Genomic DNA, 15,477 nt, shown 5'->3' on the forward strand with positions numbered 1-15,477 from the left:
TATTTTTATCTTTAGTTTTCTTTTGAATTACGCTATGCTTGCAACTATAACTCATAATAAAGAAACTTTTAAGGTCAATCTTTCAAAACCCATTGATCTCTCGATTCCCCTTACTTCTAAGAAGAATCCGCTGGCTTGGTATATTGACCCGCCTAAGTTTGAGACAGTCACAGATGGCGAGTGGGTAGGTAGTGTGCGCAAGGGAGGCGATGTAAATTTTACTACCATCACCTTTAACCCACATTCTCACGGCACGCATACAGAGACCGCTGGTCATATCACAGAAAAGGTGCATAGCATTAATAAAAATCTCAAAACATTTTTCTTTATCGCAGAGGTGGTGACGGTCATACCAGAGCCGCTTGATAATGAAGATGATGATTTTATACTAAGTGATAAGCAGTTTAAAAACCTACTTAAAGATAAATCACCAGAAGCTTTGGTGATACGTACATTGCCTAACGCACGCGAAAAGAAAACAATGAACTGGTCTAACACAAACTGGCCATTTGTAGATGAGAGGGCGATGGTACGCTTTCGCGAAAGCGGTATAAAACACCTTCTCATAGATTTACCTAGTGTAGATAAAGAAAAAGATGGTGGAGAGCTCAAGGGGCATCACGCGTTTTGGGATGTAAATGGTGAGATACGACTAGATGCAACTATTACAGAGATGATCTATGTACCGCATAAAATTCCAGACGGGACGTATCTTCTTAATCTCCAGATTGCCTCTTTTGAAAATGATGCCACACCTAGTAAACCCATTTTATATAAAATCGAAACAGAATAATGCAACCACCTTACTACGCTGTAATCTTTACGTCTACACAAACTAGTAGCACAAGAGGCTATAAACAAGCAGCAGATCTTATGGAGGAGCTGGCCGCAACAATGCCTGGTTTTCTGGGAGTAGAGGGAGCTAGAAATGATAGTGAGCACCTAGGGATTACGGTATCATACTGGCGCTCGCTAGAAGATATTGCAAGATGGAAAGCCCAGGCAGAGCATCAAGGCGCGCAACGTATGGGAAAGTCAGACTGGTACGATAACTATACTGTGAGAATATGCAAGGTGGAAAGAGAATATAGCTTTGATAAAAGTTAAATATCTGCCAAATGTTAAATAGAAACATACGATGTTTTTTAACATTTGCGTTGCAATTATAACCACACCTCCCAAGGTAATATTTCACGTTTATAAATCATCAATGTGTTTAAAATCAGCTATTTTTAGCTTGTCTGAGAACACCCTTATTTTAGATTTATTTTTAATGTCATACGCACATTGATCTAAAGTAAGCACCTAACACCATCACTCAAAATGCCTAACTATCATCTCTCATCCTCCTGTATCAAAAAAACGATTATAACTAGGTATGCATACGTCCTGCTGGCTTTGCTTACCATAACTATTTCTTGTAAAGAGAAGAGCACACCTACAGACAATCTTTTTAAGTTTAAAGATTACATTTCTTACACGACAGAGGGGCGACAGTCTGTTATGAGCCCTATACGTGTGGAGCTTGCACAGCCACTCACGCAGTTTGAGGTAGACCAAGTGCTACCTAATGACATTATCAAAGTGCGTCCTAAAGTTTCTGGAGTGTTTAGTCTTCATAACAGTAGACTCTTAGAGTTTATACCAGAAGAGCCTCTCAAACCAGACACGGCATACGAGGTCACTCTTATGCTTGATAAACTGTATGATGATCTTGACACAGGGAAGGAGCAATTTACTTTTGGCTTCAAGACCATTACTCCAGATTTTAAAGTAGCGATGGGAGCTTTGCAATCATATAGTAAGGATTATAATTATCTAGAAGGACAAATAGAAGCGAGTGATGATATCGCTTTCGCGAAAGCGCAACAACTCATAAACGCCTCTCAAAATGGTAATGCACTAGCTGTAAAATGGTTTGATAAAGATGGGGTGTCTAGATTTCATTCATTTAGAATAGATAGCATCTCCCGCACTAAGGCAGATTCACAAATTAGGGTTGCCTGGGATGGTAAAGCGATAGGGGCCAGAGACACAAATGGTAAGAACACCATACAAATACCGGGAAAAGATAATTTTAAAATCATAGGTATACATCAAGAGCGCGGCGCAAACGCCTCTGTGATTATAAATTTTTCTGACCCATTAAAGGATAACCAAAACTTTGCTGGACTCGTGACAATTGCGCGTGCAGGAAACCTTCGCTTTGAAGTAAATGGAAATGTACTACAGGTATATCCAGAAAATAAGATAGTAGGTAATGCACTGGTTGAGGTTTTTCAAGGAATAAAAAGTACTGATGACTATAAGTTGAAACAACCCTTTAAAGAGACCGTAAGTTTTGAGCAAATAAAACCTGCCATACGGGCTATCACAAATGGAGTTATTCTTCCAAAATCTACGAGTACTCCTTACTATTTTGAGGCAGTAAATCTTACACACGTAGACGTGAGAGTCATTAAGATTTATGAAGATAATGTACTCGAGTTTTTACAAGAGGGATCGCTTAATAATACGAGTAGTTATAACCTTAAAAAAGTGGGTAGGCGCATAGCAAAAAAAACGATTGAGATTGCAAAACAAGGTGATCTTAACACCGGCCAGTGGCAAGCTCACGGCGTAGATCTCTCAGCTATTTTTAAAGCAGACCCTGGAGCATTGTATAGAGTAGAGATAAGCTATAAACCTTCTTATGCTATTTATGAGTGTGATGATGCTGTTGCTGGTAGTGTAGAAGAAGATAGTTATGAGGACTATTATGAAGATGCATATACCGAGGCAGAAAGTCCAGATGAAGATGATAGAGAGGAGCAGTACTGGGATAACCGTATTTATAGATGGCGTAAGCAAGTGTACGACTGGAGACAAGAAGATAACCCTTGCCACCCTGCATACTATCAAGAGTCAAAATTTGTAAATAGTAATTTACTAGGGAGTAATCTAGGGGTGATTGTAAAAAAAGGAAAAGACAATTCTTACTTGTTTGCAACATCAGATATTGTGACTACTACGCCAGAGGCAAACACAAAAATCACATTATATAATTACCAAAAGCAACCCATTGCAACAGTCACTACAGATGCCACTGGAATAGCTCAAGTAACACCAGATGGCTACCCAGTATATGCTGTTGCAGTAAAAGATGGAAACTATGCTTACTTAAAACTGCAAGATGGGCATAGTCTCTCTATGAGTAAATTTGATATTGCGGGTAATCAACTTGAGAAAGGGCTTAAAGGTTTTACCTACTTAGATAGAGGTGTGCATCGCCCTGGTGACACCATCCATCTCACTTTTACACTTAATGATAAGGCAAACCCACTGCCAAAAGATCACCCAGTAAAGCTGGAAGTGACAGATGCACGAGGTAAACTTATGTATAGAAAGGTAGCGTCTGGATCAAAAGGAGGATCTCAAAATGGGAACCAAGCGCTTAATAACTTTTATTATTTCCCGGTTCCTACAGAGCAGGACGCTCCTACGGGTAACTATAATGCTACCATCTCTGTGGGAGGTGCCACATTTAACAAAACGCTCAAAGTAGAAACCATAAAACCTAATCGCCTCAAAGTAGATCTCACTTTTAAAGATGAGATACTACAAGCAAGCGGAAATCTATCGGGAGGTGCCACTGTAAAATGGTTACACGGAGCGCCTGCCAGAAATTTGAAAATTAAAACAGACGTGACTATACGCAAGTCAAGTAGCGGGTTTAGCAAGTTTCCTGGATATAATTTTTATGACCCAATTAGGGAGTTTGATGAGGTTAGTATGGATGTGCTAGACGGCACTCTGGATAATGAAGGCAACATAAAGATTAATAAAAAAATAGATTTGAGTAAGCGAGCACCGGGTATGCTCAAGGCAACGTTTGTTACAAAAGCCTATGAGGGAGGAGGTGACTTCTCTCTAGATGTGGTAAGTAAGGATGTCGCACCGTTTGATCACTTTGTAGGTCTGCGAGCTCCAAAAAGTCGTGCCTACGGTAGTTATTACACAGATCAAAATATCGAGTTTGACCTAGCTACTACAAATGCTCAAGGCACACCAGCTGCGGGCCGTAAGCTTCAAGTAAAAGTATTTAAAATGTCTTGGCGCTGGTGGTGGAACAGGAGTAGAGATAATTACTCTAGTTATGAAACAAGTACCGTACATACACCGGTACAAAACTTTACAGTCACTTCTGGTTCTAACGGAAAAACAAGTTTTAATATCAATATTCCGGAGAAGGAAAGCGGGCGTTATCTTATACGTGTTATAGACCCAGAAAGCGGTCACGCTACAGGCCGTATCGCATATTTTTATAGAAACTGGGGTGGTTTTCAAAGAGACTCAGAAAGTGCAAAGATGCTCGTGTTTTCGGCAGATAAAGATGAGTATAGTGTGGGAGATAATGCCACCATTACGTTCCCATCTTCGGCGGGAGGTAGAGCGCTAGTGAGTATTGAAAATGGTACAAAAGTACTCGAGAGTTATTGGGTAGAAACCCAGCAAGGTAAAACCAATTTTTCTTTACCTGTTACCTCCGCAATGGCGCCTAATGTGTATGTGAATATTTCGCTATTACAACCTCATAAACAATCTGTAAACGACCTTCCTATTAGGCTTTATGGTGTAATTCCTTTGATGGTAAAAGATAGGCAAACAGTGTTAGAGCCGGTAATCACTATGCCAGATGTATTAAAGCCAGAAGAGCCATATACTATCAAAATCACAGAAAAAAATAATAAACAGATGACCTATACTATCGCTGTGGTAGATGATGGTTTGCTGGATCTTACAAGATTTCAAACACCAAAAATCCATAAGCATTTTTATAGCAGAGAAGCACTAGGTGTGAAGTCTTTTGATATGTATGATTATGTGATAGGTGCATATTCTGGCAGTGTAGATAACATTTATGCAATAGGAGGTGGTGATGCTGCGAGCGCTGCCAAAAATAGAAAGGCAGAACGCTTTAAACCTGTAGTTACTTATTTGGGTCCTTTCGCTTTAAGCGAAAACGAAACAAAGTCACACACGGTAACAATGCCTAACTACGTAGGCTCTGTGAGAGCAATGGTAATTGCCGGAGATGCCACAAAAAGCGCCTATGGATCTGTAGAAAAGACAGTACCTGTGCGTAAACCGCTTATGGTTTTAGGTTCGCTTCCGCGAAAATTATCTCCGGGAGAACACGTGACTTTACCAGTAACAGTGTTTGCAATGGAAAAGAACATCAAGCAGGCTAAGATTACCGTCAAAACATCTGAAGCTTTTAAAGCATCTGAAGGGAATGTAAAAACGGTAAATTTCACGCAAGTGGGAGAAAAAATAGTTCCTTTTGAGTTTGATGTGCAAGCTGCTACAGGAGTGCAAACCGTACAAATTATTGTAGAAGGTCACGGGGAGCGTGCAACCTATGATGTTGAGATAGACGTAGAAAACCCAAATCCTATTACTCAAAAAGTAACCGATTACGAACTAGACCCTAGCAGTAACCTTACTATTGATTATGAGACGTTTGGTGTGGCAGGGACTAATGAAAGCGCTTTGGAGTTTTCGACACTGCCACCTATGGATTTTACTAAGCGTATGCAGTATTTAATACGTTACCCACACGGTTGTGTAGAGCAAACTACCTCTGGAGTTTTTCCGCAACTGTTTTTAGATGATGTTTTTGATCTTACCTATGAGCAAAAACGGGATGCACAACAGTATATTAAAGACGGTATTGCGAGGCTAGGCCGTTTCCAAAACACAGACGGAGGTCTAGGTTACTGGCAGGGAGAGATAGAAGCAGACCTATGGGGTACCACCTATGCTGGACACTTTATGATAGAAGCCCAGAAAAAGGGATATGCATTACCGCTCACTTTTATGAATAACTGGTTACGTTTTCAGAAAAAGGAGGCTCGTGAGTGGAGATCTGGACAACAAAGTTATAATGCAACGCTAGTACAAGCATATCGCTTATACACGCTCGCACTTGCGGGACAACCCGACCTTGCAGCGATGAACCGTCTTCGTGAGAATACAAATTTAAGTAATGAAGCAACCTGGAGGCTTGCGGGAGCTTATGCACTAGCAGGTCAAGACAAAGTAGCTGGCCAACTTACCGCTACGGCAAATATTGATTTTACTCCTAAAAAGTATGACTACCATACCTATGGCTCGGTATATCGCAACAGGGCAATGGCGCTAGAAACGATGGTGCTTCTTAATGATAGCAAGCAAAAAGAACTTGCTGTAAGTATAGCCAAAACGCTAGCTTCAGACAGGTGGTTAAGTACTCAAGAAACCAGTTATGCACTGCTGGCTATGGCAAAAATGGTTGTAAAGAACGGAGGTAAAGCAATGCAGTTCTCTTATACAAAAGATGGAAAAGAGTACAGTGTAGATACACAACAAGCTATCGCTCTACGTGACATAAAAACGCAAGACGGAGCAAATGAGATTATTATAAAAAATGCTAAAAATAGTACCGTGTTCATACGTCTTGTGCAAAGTGGTAAGTTACCATTAGGCAAAGAGCTTGTAGATCAAAAAAACCTACAGGTTAAAACAACCTTTTATAACCTCGCTGGTGAAGTGATGTCTATCAATAATCTCCAGCAGGGAGAAGAGTTTACCGCAAAAATTACGGTGAGTAATACGAGCAGAGATTATGTAGATAATGTCGCGCTTACACAAATCTTCCCAAGCGGTTGGGAGATTGTGAATACACGTTTTACAGATGCTCAGGGAGGTACAGCAGGAAGCGCCCGATATACAGATATAAGAGACGATCGTGTGCAGTTTTATTTTGATATGAGTAAGACCAGTACAAGAACATTTACGGTTCGTCTTAATGCAAGTTACTTAGGTGATTACTATTTGCCAGGTACTCAGGTAGAGGCTATGTATGATGCGACTTATTATGCCAGGTCAAAAGGAGCTTGGATAAAAGTTAAGAACTAACAGCGATGTACAGCCGCCTCCTACATATCATAAAGCGCCATAAATTCAAGTTTATACTTGTGGTGTTATTTATGTTGTACTGGGCTTTTTCTATACCGCAGCAGGTTTTTAAAGATCCTCACGCTACCGTGGTTGAGAGTGCGAGTGGTGAGTTGCTGGGCGCCCGCATTGCTAGTGACGGGCAATGGCGTTTTCCGGTACTAGATAGTGTTCCTCATAAGTTTGAAAAGTGTATTCTGTTATTTGAAGATGAGTATTTTTATACCCACCCAGGATTTAATCCCGTGGCGATGGGGAAGGCAATATGGGGTAATATCACTACAGATAAGCGTCGTGGTGGGAGCACCATTACACAACAAGTAATTAGACTTTCTAGAAAAGGAAAACAACGCTCCTATACAGAAAAAGTAGTCGAACTTATAAAAGCTACACGTCTCGAGGCAGGCTATTCAAAAGATGAAATTCTTGGTATGTATGCTACCTATGCGCCCTTTGGCGGTAACGTAGTAGGGTTAGAAACTGCCGCTTGGAGATATTTTGGACTCCCGGCGTCACAGTTAAGTTGGGGGCAAATGGCGGCACTGGCAGTATTACCTAACAATCCTAGTATGGTGCGACCGGGTAAAAATGAGATTACGCTTTCGCGAAAGCGTAATAACCTCCTTAAAAAACTTTGGGAAACAGGAGAGATAGACAAAACTACCTACGAGCTATCGCTGCTAGAAAAACTACCCGGAAAACCCTATCCATTACCACAAATTGCTCCTCATCTAGTTGATAGAATTACTAAAGAATCTCGTGGAAAAAGAGTTCAAACCACGGTACAACTTCCTATACAGCGAGACCTTAATAGACTTGCCAAAGAGCATTATGGCCTGTTAAAGCAAAATGAAATTTACAACCTAGCGATAGTGGTTATGGATGTAAATACAAAAGAGGTTTTAGGCTATGTAGGAAACGCACCAACAGATGCAGCACACCAAAAAGACGTAGATGTTATCACAAAATACCGCAGCACAGGAAGCACGTTAAAGCCATTGCTTTATGCGGGAATGCTAGATGAGGGACTCATACTGCCACAAACATTAGTCCCAGATATACCTACAAGTATCAATACGTATAGACCACAAAATTTTGACAACGAGTATCAAGGCGTAGTTCCGGCAGATGTGGCTCTTGCAAAATCGCTCAATGTACCTGCAGTGCGATTACTACGTGAGTACGGGCTAGATAAGTTTTATAAAAATGTGCAAGAGATGCATATGGGAGGTATAAATAAACCCGCCTCTCACTACGGACTTGCAATGATATTAGGAGGTGCAGAGAGCAGTCTTTTTGAGTTGACAAAAACCTATGCAGGGATGGCAAACACCCTTAACACATTTAATAGGTCTAGTAGTGAGTACACTTTGGAGTCTTTTAGCGATTATCACTATGTCAAAAGAGATAATCTGGCTTCTGTAAAAAAGAGTGTCACGTTGCAAAGCGAGTCCGAGATATTTTCGGCGGGAGCGATTTATAAAACGCTTGAGACACTGCAAACTGTAAATAGACCAAGCGGCGAAGAAAACTGGCAGTTTTATGAAGATGCCCAGCCTGTGGCTTGGAAAACAGGGACAAGTTTTGGTTTTAAAGATGCGTGGGCAGTAGGGGTTACGCCTCAATATGCAATAGGAGTGTGGGTAGGTAATGCAGATGGAGAAGGAAGACCAGGGATTACAGGAATACAAGCAGCAGCGCCATTGTTTTTTGATGTCTTGCGTAGCTTGCCAGTAAATGGCTCTTGGTTTGACACTCCATACGATGCACTCGTGGAGACCACGGTTTGCACAAAAAGCGGAATGAAAGCGAGTCCATATTGTGTAGAAACACGTAAAGAGCAAATACCTCACGCGGGAGAGCACACAGCTTCTTGCTCATATCACAAGCAAATGTACCTCTCTGCAAATAAGGAATATCTAGTAAACTCAGATTGTTATGAGCTTGATGAGATGACGGCTGTCACCTATTTTACGCTACCTGCTACAATGGAGTATTACTATGCAAGCAAGCATCCAGATTATAAAGAATTGCCACCATACCATCCAGATTGTAGCTTTTCTGGAGAAATGCCTATGGCATTTATGTATCCTAAAAATAATGAAGGTGTTATTCTTCCCAAGGATTTTGATGCAGCAGTAAACGATGTTGTGTTTAAAGTCTCTCACCGTAACCCTGAGACTAAGATTTTCTGGTATCTAGATAATGAGTTTATAGGAGCTACAGAAGATTTTCACGAGCTAGCTGTTACGCCAGAGGTGGGAAATTATACACTCACTGTAGTAGATGCAGCGGGTAATGAAATCAAGAAAAAAATTGAGGTTTCTAGGGGTTAAGAAAAACAACTTTTACCAATTTTTAAAAGGATTCTCAGATAGCTGCGAGTTGTAATATTTGTTATCTCCAGTCACTTCGCTGCCTATCCATTCTGGTGTTGTAAAATCTTCTTCTTCAGCGTTGAGTTCTATTTCGGCGATGGTTAGTCCTTCGTTTTCTCCATAAAATTCATCTATTTCCCAAGTGTGATTACCTGCGGTATACTCGTAACGCGTTTTATCTATGACTCCGGGAAGGCATAGTGATAGAAGCGTTTGCGCCTTATCTACTGCGATTTCTTCTTCTACTTCTACGCGCGTAGTACCGCTATCGTTTGATTTTCCTTTAATGGTAAGAAAGCCTTTCTCGCCTTTAATTCGCACTCTTACAGTTCGCTCAGGATCTGTGCTTAGATAGCCTTGGGTAATACGAGTTGCCTTTTGAGCAACTTCTTTAAAAGCCGCTGAGGTTACTAGGAATTTTCGTTCTATTTCTAACATAATGTTGCTGTTATATCTAGCCTTTAGTTAATGCGCCACGGCGGATTTTTGCGATTATCACCAGCATAGTAAAGAATTATTTGATTTCCATCTGGATCCTTAAGTCTTGCCTCTCGCCACAACCACGACTGGTCTGTGGGCAATAGGTCAAAAGTAACATTCTCCCCTTGTAATCGTGCCACTTCTTGCTCTAAACGCTCTGTTTCAAAATATACCGTAACTCCAGCTCCTGCAGGTAACTCATCTACAAGATGTATAGAAAACGTAGCATCTCCCTCTGGGCACTCAAAGCGTGCATAATGTGGCAAGGCTTTTACAATAAGACGCAATCCCAGTTGCTCATAAAAAGCAATGGAAGTTACAAGGTCTAGTGAAGGTACGGTGATTTGGTTGAGGTTCATAGCGTTTATTTTTGCCAGGGAGTTATGGTCGTAGGTGTGTTCTTTTGGTAAAGCACCACATTATTCCCATCGGGATCTTGTAGTGTTAAGTCCTTGCCACCCCAGTCTCTGTATATGGTGGGGATGAGTACGCTTTCGCGAAAGCGTAATTCAAACACCTCAATACCGTCTGTTTCAAAGTAAACGGTTACGGGTTGTTCTGGAAGTTTGAGATTATAATAAGCTGTAAAAATGACTTCGTGCTCTTTATTTTCAAAATGTGCGTGATGCTGAGGCTCGTGCTCAATAAGTTCCATACCAATGCCTGTATAAAACGCAATCGCCGCTTTAAGGTCTTGGGAGGGAACGGTGATGTGGTTAAACGTGGTAGGCACTGCTTAGTTCTTTAATCTCAATATTTGTGATGTCTGTGTGGGTTACTGTTTGTTTTGCAAGCTGTGCCATTGCTCCAGCAATATCTTTTGCTTGTGTAGACTTCCATTTTTTGAGCGGTCCCACCATAAAGAAGTCCATAACGGCCATCATCATTTTGAGAGCTTTCTCGCCTTTGCGAGCGTCATCTGGGCGACCATTTATAAAAGCAGGTTTAAGAATGTAGGTGTTCTCAATTCCCACCTTACTCAAGTCGCGCTCCATCTCACCTTTTGTACGCACATAGAAAAACGGACTCTTAGCCGAAGTTCCCGCAGAAGAAATGACCATATAACTTGCTATCCCTTGTTGCTTTGCTAGTTGTGCCGTTTCAACAGGAATGCCGTAGTCTATAGCGCGATACTTATCTCTATCTGGTGTTTGGGCCTTCGTTGTGCCTATGCAGCAAAAAATAACATCACCTGTAAATTGCTCCTTAAAGGTGCTTGTGTCTAGTAAATCACAAATAATCTCTTCCACTTTCTCGTGTGTAAAAGAGGTAGGCCGCCTTGTAAAAATTTTCACTTTAGAAAATGCTGGGTCTTTTATGAGTAACTCTGTTAAAAGTCCGCCAGTAAGACCTGTGGCGCCGAGTATGATTGCTGTTTTAGACATACTCAAAGTTACGATTTATAGTACAAAACCTTCTGAGTACTTTGTAACTTGCATACAATGTCTGAGCTGCCTATAAAAAAGATAATTCACGTAGATATGGATGCATTTTATGCATCTGTAGAGCAGCTGGACAACCCAGATTTACGAGGTAAAGCTATTGCTGTAGGTGGCGGAGGTGAGCGTGGTGTGGTAAGTGCAGCGAGTTATGAGGCTCGTAAGTATGGCGTGCGGTCTGCTATGGCGGGTGCGCTTGCGCGAAAACTGTGTCCCGACCTCATATTTGTAAAGACTAACTTTGAGCGATACCGAGAGGTCTCTGCTCAGATACGCTCCGTTTTTCACGAGTTCACAGATCTTGTAGAACCCTTATCACTAGATGAAGCCTACCTAGATGTCACCGAAAACAAAGTAGGAATGCCTAGTGCAACCGTTATTGCCTCTTGGATACGACAACGCATAAAAGAAAAAACAGGACTCAATGCCAGTGCAGGAATAAGCATCAATAAGTTTATTGCAAAAGTTGCCAGTGACATTAATAAACCCAACGGTCAGAAAACCATACCGCCAGAGGAGGTAATCACCTTTCTTGAGGAGCTAGACATCAGAAAGTTTTACGGCATAGGAAAAAAGACTGCCGAAAAAATGTATCTACACGGCATTTTTACAGGGATGGATCTCAAATTAAAATCAAAAGAATATCTGAGTGACAACTTTGGAAAGAGTGGAGCCTACTATTATGATATTGTGAGAGGCATACAACATAGCGAAGTGAAGCCTAACCGCATACGCAAGTCACTTGCAGCGGAGCGCACTTTTAGAGAAAACATCACTTCGGAGATTTTTATGCTTGAAAAGCTAGAACACATAGCCGAAGAAGTGGAGAGAAGATTAGAAAAAAGCAAAGTAGCAGGTAAGACTATTACTCTCAAAATAAAATACTCAGACTTTACACTCCAGACCCGCTCAAAAACGCTAGACTTATACGTGAGGTCTAAAGACATCATACTAGAAACCGCAAAGGATTTACTGTATCAAGAAAAAATGAAAAATAGCGTGCGTCTTTTAGGCATCTCACTATCTAACCTCAATACCGAAGACCGTAAAAAGAAGGATGCAGCAAAAGCTGTAAAAGAAGAAGAGATCGATGTACAGATGCGCTTTACCTTCTAGCAAGACATATCTGCTACAATTTTCCAGGCGCCGTTTATACGCTTAAAGATGATGATAAAAACACCGTCTGCATTTCCTACTTTACGTTTGAGATGATATTCTCCCATCACGTAATAAGCGTTTTCTTCTATGAGTGTCATATCATTTATTACGAATTGCAACTCACCTGTGTGATCTAGCGTAGGGTATCCTTTTTTATAATTTGCTAGTGTGTTTTCCCACCCATAGGTAAGGCCTTTACTTCCATAAAACTTTAAGGAATCACTCTTCCAGTAGCCTTGCATAAAAACTTCTAGATCTCCCTGTGACCAGGCTTGTTGTTGTGCTTTTAAGACAGCGGTAATGGCTGCCTTATCGTGAGCAACTGTAGGTTGTTGCTCACAGTTTATTAATAAGAAACTAGCAAGCAGGAGCGTGATAACGATTTTCATAATAGGCCTATTTCCTATAAAGATACATTATAGCACATAGGACTAAATGTGACTATCCTAAAATTTTAGTCTGCCGCCTGTAGAAGGCATCTTGCTGTCGTTTTAAAATCTCTTTTGCCATCTTCTTCTTGTAGTTGTATAGCTCTTCATCTTGAGCGATATCTGTATACACCCGATCATTTACTATATGATCTGTCTCGGTAAGTATCTTGCGTTGTAAGGCTTTTTGTGCACTCCATTCTTTTATGGTGAGCTCGTGGTCTGCAAGTTTTATATCATACTCACCCATAGGCGAGATGAGCTTAGAAAATATAGGTGCCGTCTCTATGGCAAGAAAGAGTAAGAAAATAAACAGCGAGGGTAGCCACGGGAGTTCTTTCATCGCATCTATGCGCGCCATTAATCCGTCAAAGTTATTTATAATGGGCTGACTCGTACTTACAGCAGTGTTGAACTCATCGCGCAGTTGTATTTTTTGCGCTTCGGCTTGAGCTATTTTTTCTGCGTTTGTGGCTTTGAGAGTAGTGAGTTCTGCAAGAGCGGCATCGTGTTTATCTCGCTTTTCTTGATAGACTGGGCCTTTGCCTAGTAGCTCAGTGCCAGCAGTACCTTCTGCCTCATCTATGTAGATTTCATATAAGTTATTTACTTCTGTCTCTTTGGTAACGACTTCTTGTTTTGCGGCAGCTATTTGGGCATCCAGTTTATTGATTTCTGGGGTGTATTGTGCGAGTATCTCGCCTTGATTTTGCACGGTAAACTCATTTTTTTGACTGAGCATCACGCGGTCTATCTCTTTCTCAAATATTTTAAGCTCTAAGGGTTTTGAAATCACCACAGCAATAATTACCGCAAGAATAAGGCGGGGAATTGCCATTCCAAATTCTTTCCACCAGTTGTTTCGCTTTTTGAGCGTAGAAACAATAAAACGGTCTAGATTAAAAATAACTAGTCCCCACAATAAACCAAAAAGTATGGCTCTATACACATTATCAAAAACGGTAAAAAGCGCATAGGTTGCTGCGATGGTGGCTAATACGGCTGTAAAAAATACGGTAGCTCCTATGCCAGCATATTTATTCTTTTCTCCGCGAGAGCAGGTGTCTAAAACGTCACGATCTGCACCAGAGCAGAGAATAAAAAAGGATTGAATCATAATACGGTTCGTTTAGTTAGTTTTTTGAGTGGGTGGTTGTTATGCAACCGTCTGATTGATGAGGGTGTGGAGTACTACAACGACGGTTTTCTGCTTTTTCGTATGTATTACACAACAAGGTACAGGCGTAGGTGAGTCTCTTGCTTTAAGAGACTCATAAAATATGAGATTGTTGCAGTTGTGTGTGTTACGCTTTCGCGAAAGCGTAAAAAACCTATTGAGAAACGTCTATAAAATTATCACGATTAGGGCTACTAGGGTACTCAAAGAGTTCAAGGTCAAAGTAAGGTACGGCGGCCAAAAAATGGTCAAAAAGATCTGCCATTATGTACTCGTAGTTTTCCCATTTTTTGTCTTTACTAAAGCAATACACCTCTAGTGGGATACCTTGCGCAGTAGGAGCCAGCTGGCGACACATAAGAAGCATTTCTTTGTGTATGGCGCTGTGGTTTTGAATATAGGTCTCCATATATTTTCTAAAAAGACCTACGTTAGTCAGGTTGCTACCATTAATCTGGATAGACTTATCAGAATCATCTCGCTCGTTAATGCGAGCCAGTTTTTCCTCCATATTTGTGAGGTAATCTGTGATGAGTCCTATCTTCTTAAAGCGTTGTATATCCTCGTCTGTAAGAAACTTTATGCTGTCTTGTTTTATGTATAAGGAACGTTTTATACGACGACCAGGACTGTCTGTCATACCACGCCAGTTCTTAAAAGAATCTGAGATAAGGGCGTAGGTAGGTATGGTGGTGATGGTCATATCAAAGTTTTGAACCTTTACCGTTGCGAGGTTAATCTCTACCACATCACCATCTGCTCCATACTTTTCAAAAGTGATCCAGTCGCCTATGCGCACCATATCATTAATAGCAACTTGAATGCTTGCTACAAACCCAAGAATAGTGTCTTTAAAAATGAGTAATATAATGGCTGAAGCGGCACCAAAAGTTCCCAAGGCTTGCCCTAGAGATACTGGTGTGAGAAGACTAATGGCATAGAATATAGTAAACACCCACGCAAAAATCATAAAGACCTGTATGTAGCTATCTATAGGTTTATCACGTAAACCTGGTACTGTTTTAAAGTAATCTCTAAGGGTGTGTAAAAGTGCTCTTATAATACGTAGCGCAAGAATGACTCCTATAAGATTGAGTATGACACTAAAGACGTGCTCAATTTCAAGAAAATCGTCTAGTACAAATGGAAGCGCTCCTATAAGTAAGTATAACGGGAGTATGTGTGCTAGTCTTCTAGGTACTCGGTTTTTGATGAGGAGATCATCAAAATTTGTTTTTGAACTTTTTGAAATATATGCAGCGAGGTTGCGCAGTACTTTACGCACGAGCATATCTGCCAGAAAAACCAACACTAGCACAATAATACCTAGTATAAAGGCATTGAGATACTTAGAGAAGGTTTCTGATAGTCCCCAATCAATAAAATGATCAAAGAAAAAACAGCTTATTTCCTTTTTATAATCCATTGCCGCAAAGCTA

At 40.8% G+C, this 15,477-nt stretch carries 12 protein-coding genes; 5 read left to right on the forward strand and 7 right to left on the reverse strand.

The genetic code is table 11. The features are described from left to right. Positions 1 to 34: 34 nt before the first annotated feature. From D017_RS06525 to pbpC, 4 genes are all read left to right on the forward strand, one after another. Entirely contained in the window at positions 35 to 793 is a 759-nt protein-coding gene (locus D017_RS06525; RefSeq protein ID WP_035338059.1) for a cyclase family protein, read from the forward strand. Further along, a complete protein-coding gene (locus D017_RS06530; protein ID WP_035335463.1) occupies positions 793 to 1,107 on the forward strand; it encodes an antibiotic biosynthesis monooxygenase in 315 nt (104 codons plus the stop codon). The genes D017_RS06525 and D017_RS06530 overlap by 1 nt, the downstream gene beginning before the upstream one ends. Before the next feature lie 216 nt (positions 1,108 to 1,323). Further along, positions 1,324 to 6,939 carry an MG2 domain-containing protein gene (locus D017_RS06535; RefSeq protein WP_081804649.1) on the forward strand — a complete coding sequence of 1,872 codons (5,616 nt, stop codon included), beginning with the start codon at positions 1,324 to 1,326 and terminating at the stop codon, positions 6,937 to 6,939. A 5-nt stretch (positions 6,940 to 6,944) separates the two neighbouring features. Further along, positions 6,945 to 9,314: a penicillin-binding protein 1C gene (gene pbpC, locus D017_RS06540; RefSeq protein WP_035335464.1), complete on the forward strand. Its 2,370-nt coding sequence runs from the start codon at positions 6,945 to 6,947 to the stop codon at positions 9,312 to 9,314. Between the two features lie 12 nt (positions 9,315 to 9,326). On the opposite strand, the gene D017_RS06545 is transcribed toward pbpC, so the two are convergent. Genes D017_RS06545 through D017_RS06560 form a run of 4 tightly spaced genes read right to left on the reverse strand, consistent with a single transcriptional unit; the run spans position 9,327 to position 11,221 of the window. Continuing rightward, entirely contained in the window at positions 9,327 to 9,794 is a 468-nt protein-coding gene (locus D017_RS06545; protein ID WP_035335465.1) for a CYTH domain-containing protein, read from the reverse strand. Positions 9,795 to 9,817: 23 nt separating this feature from the next. Continuing rightward, positions 9,818 to 10,195, reverse strand: coding sequence for a VOC family protein (locus tag D017_RS06550; protein WP_035335466.1), 378 nt, complete (start codon positions 10,193 to 10,195; stop codon positions 9,818 to 9,820). 5 nt (positions 10,196 to 10,200) lie between these two features. Next, complete coding sequence (locus tag D017_RS06555) at positions 10,201 to 10,569, reverse strand: VOC family protein (RefSeq protein ID WP_051583824.1); 369 nt, start codon at positions 10,567 to 10,569, stop codon at positions 10,201 to 10,203. Then, complete coding sequence (locus tag D017_RS06560; RefSeq protein WP_035335467.1) at positions 10,553 to 11,221, reverse strand: NAD(P)H-binding protein; 669 nt, start codon at positions 11,219 to 11,221, stop codon at positions 10,553 to 10,555. Before D017_RS06560 ends, D017_RS06555 begins: the two co-directional genes overlap by 17 nt. A gap of 57 nt (positions 11,222 to 11,278) precedes the next feature. Here D017_RS06560 and dinB point away from each other — a divergent pair, with 57 nt between their 5' ends. After that, positions 11,279 to 12,391 carry a DNA polymerase IV gene (dinB, locus tag D017_RS06565; RefSeq protein WP_035335468.1) on the forward strand — a complete coding sequence of 371 codons (1,113 nt, stop codon included), beginning with the start codon at positions 11,279 to 11,281 and terminating at the stop codon, positions 12,389 to 12,391. On the opposite strand, the gene D017_RS06570 is transcribed toward dinB, so the two are convergent. From D017_RS06570 to D017_RS06580, 3 genes are all read right to left on the reverse strand, one after another. Continuing rightward, positions 12,388 to 12,822 carry a nuclear transport factor 2 family protein gene (locus D017_RS06570; protein WP_035335470.1) on the reverse strand — a complete coding sequence of 145 codons (435 nt, stop codon included), beginning with the start codon at positions 12,820 to 12,822 and terminating at the stop codon, positions 12,388 to 12,390. The two genes, dinB and D017_RS06570, sit on opposite strands and share 4 nt — an antisense overlap. Before the next feature lie 52 nt (positions 12,823 to 12,874). Continuing rightward, positions 12,875 to 13,978, reverse strand: coding sequence for a DUF4407 domain-containing protein (locus tag D017_RS06575; RefSeq protein ID WP_035335472.1), 1,104 nt, complete (start codon positions 13,976 to 13,978; stop codon positions 12,875 to 12,877). Positions 13,979 to 14,192: 214 nt separating this feature from the next. Continuing rightward, complete coding sequence (locus D017_RS06580) at positions 14,193 to 15,464, reverse strand: mechanosensitive ion channel domain-containing protein (protein ID WP_035335473.1); 1,272 nt, start codon at positions 15,462 to 15,464, stop codon at positions 14,193 to 14,195. Positions 15,465 to 15,477 lie beyond the last annotated feature (13 nt).

The organism is Dokdonia sp. PRO95 (assembly GCF_000355805.1).
Taxonomy (GTDB): domain Bacteria; phylum Bacteroidota; class Bacteroidia; order Flavobacteriales; family Flavobacteriaceae; genus Dokdonia.

What these genes read in the sequence shown, in the direction of transcription:
- D017_RS06525 (WP_035338059.1), top strand. Translation starts at nt 35, where the DNA reads ATGCTTGCAACTATAACTCATAATAAAGAAACTTTTAAGGTCAATCTT.
- D017_RS06530 (WP_035335463.1), top strand. Translation starts at nt 793, where the DNA reads ATGCAACCACCTTACTACGCTGTAATCTTTACGTCTACACAAACTAGT.
- D017_RS06535 (WP_081804649.1), top strand. Translation starts at nt 1,324, where the DNA reads ATGCCTAACTATCATCTCTCATCCTCCTGTATCAAAAAAACGATTATA.
- pbpC (WP_035335464.1), top strand. Translation starts at nt 6,945, where the DNA reads ATGTACAGCCGCCTCCTACATATCATAAAGCGCCATAAATTCAAGTTT.
- D017_RS06545 (WP_035335465.1), bottom strand. Translation starts at nt 9,794, where the DNA reads ATGTTAGAAATAGAACGAAAATTCCTAGTAACCTCAGCGGCTTTTAAA.
- D017_RS06550 (WP_035335466.1), bottom strand. Translation starts at nt 10,195, where the DNA reads ATGAACCTCAACCAAATCACCGTACCTTCACTAGACCTTGTAACTTCC.
- D017_RS06560 (WP_035335467.1), bottom strand. Translation starts at nt 11,221, where the DNA reads ATGTCTAAAACAGCAATCATACTCGGCGCCACAGGTCTTACTGGCGGA.
- dinB (WP_035335468.1), top strand. Translation starts at nt 11,279, where the DNA reads ATGTCTGAGCTGCCTATAAAAAAGATAATTCACGTAGATATGGATGCA.
- D017_RS06570 (WP_035335470.1), bottom strand. Translation starts at nt 12,822, where the DNA reads ATGAAAATCGTTATCACGCTCCTGCTTGCTAGTTTCTTATTAATAAAC.
- D017_RS06575 (WP_035335472.1), bottom strand. Translation starts at nt 13,978, where the DNA reads ATGATTCAATCCTTTTTTATTCTCTGCTCTGGTGCAGATCGTGACGTT.
- D017_RS06580 (WP_035335473.1), bottom strand. Translation starts at nt 15,464, where the DNA reads ATGGATTATAAAAAGGAAATAAGCTGTTTTTTCTTTGATCATTTTATT.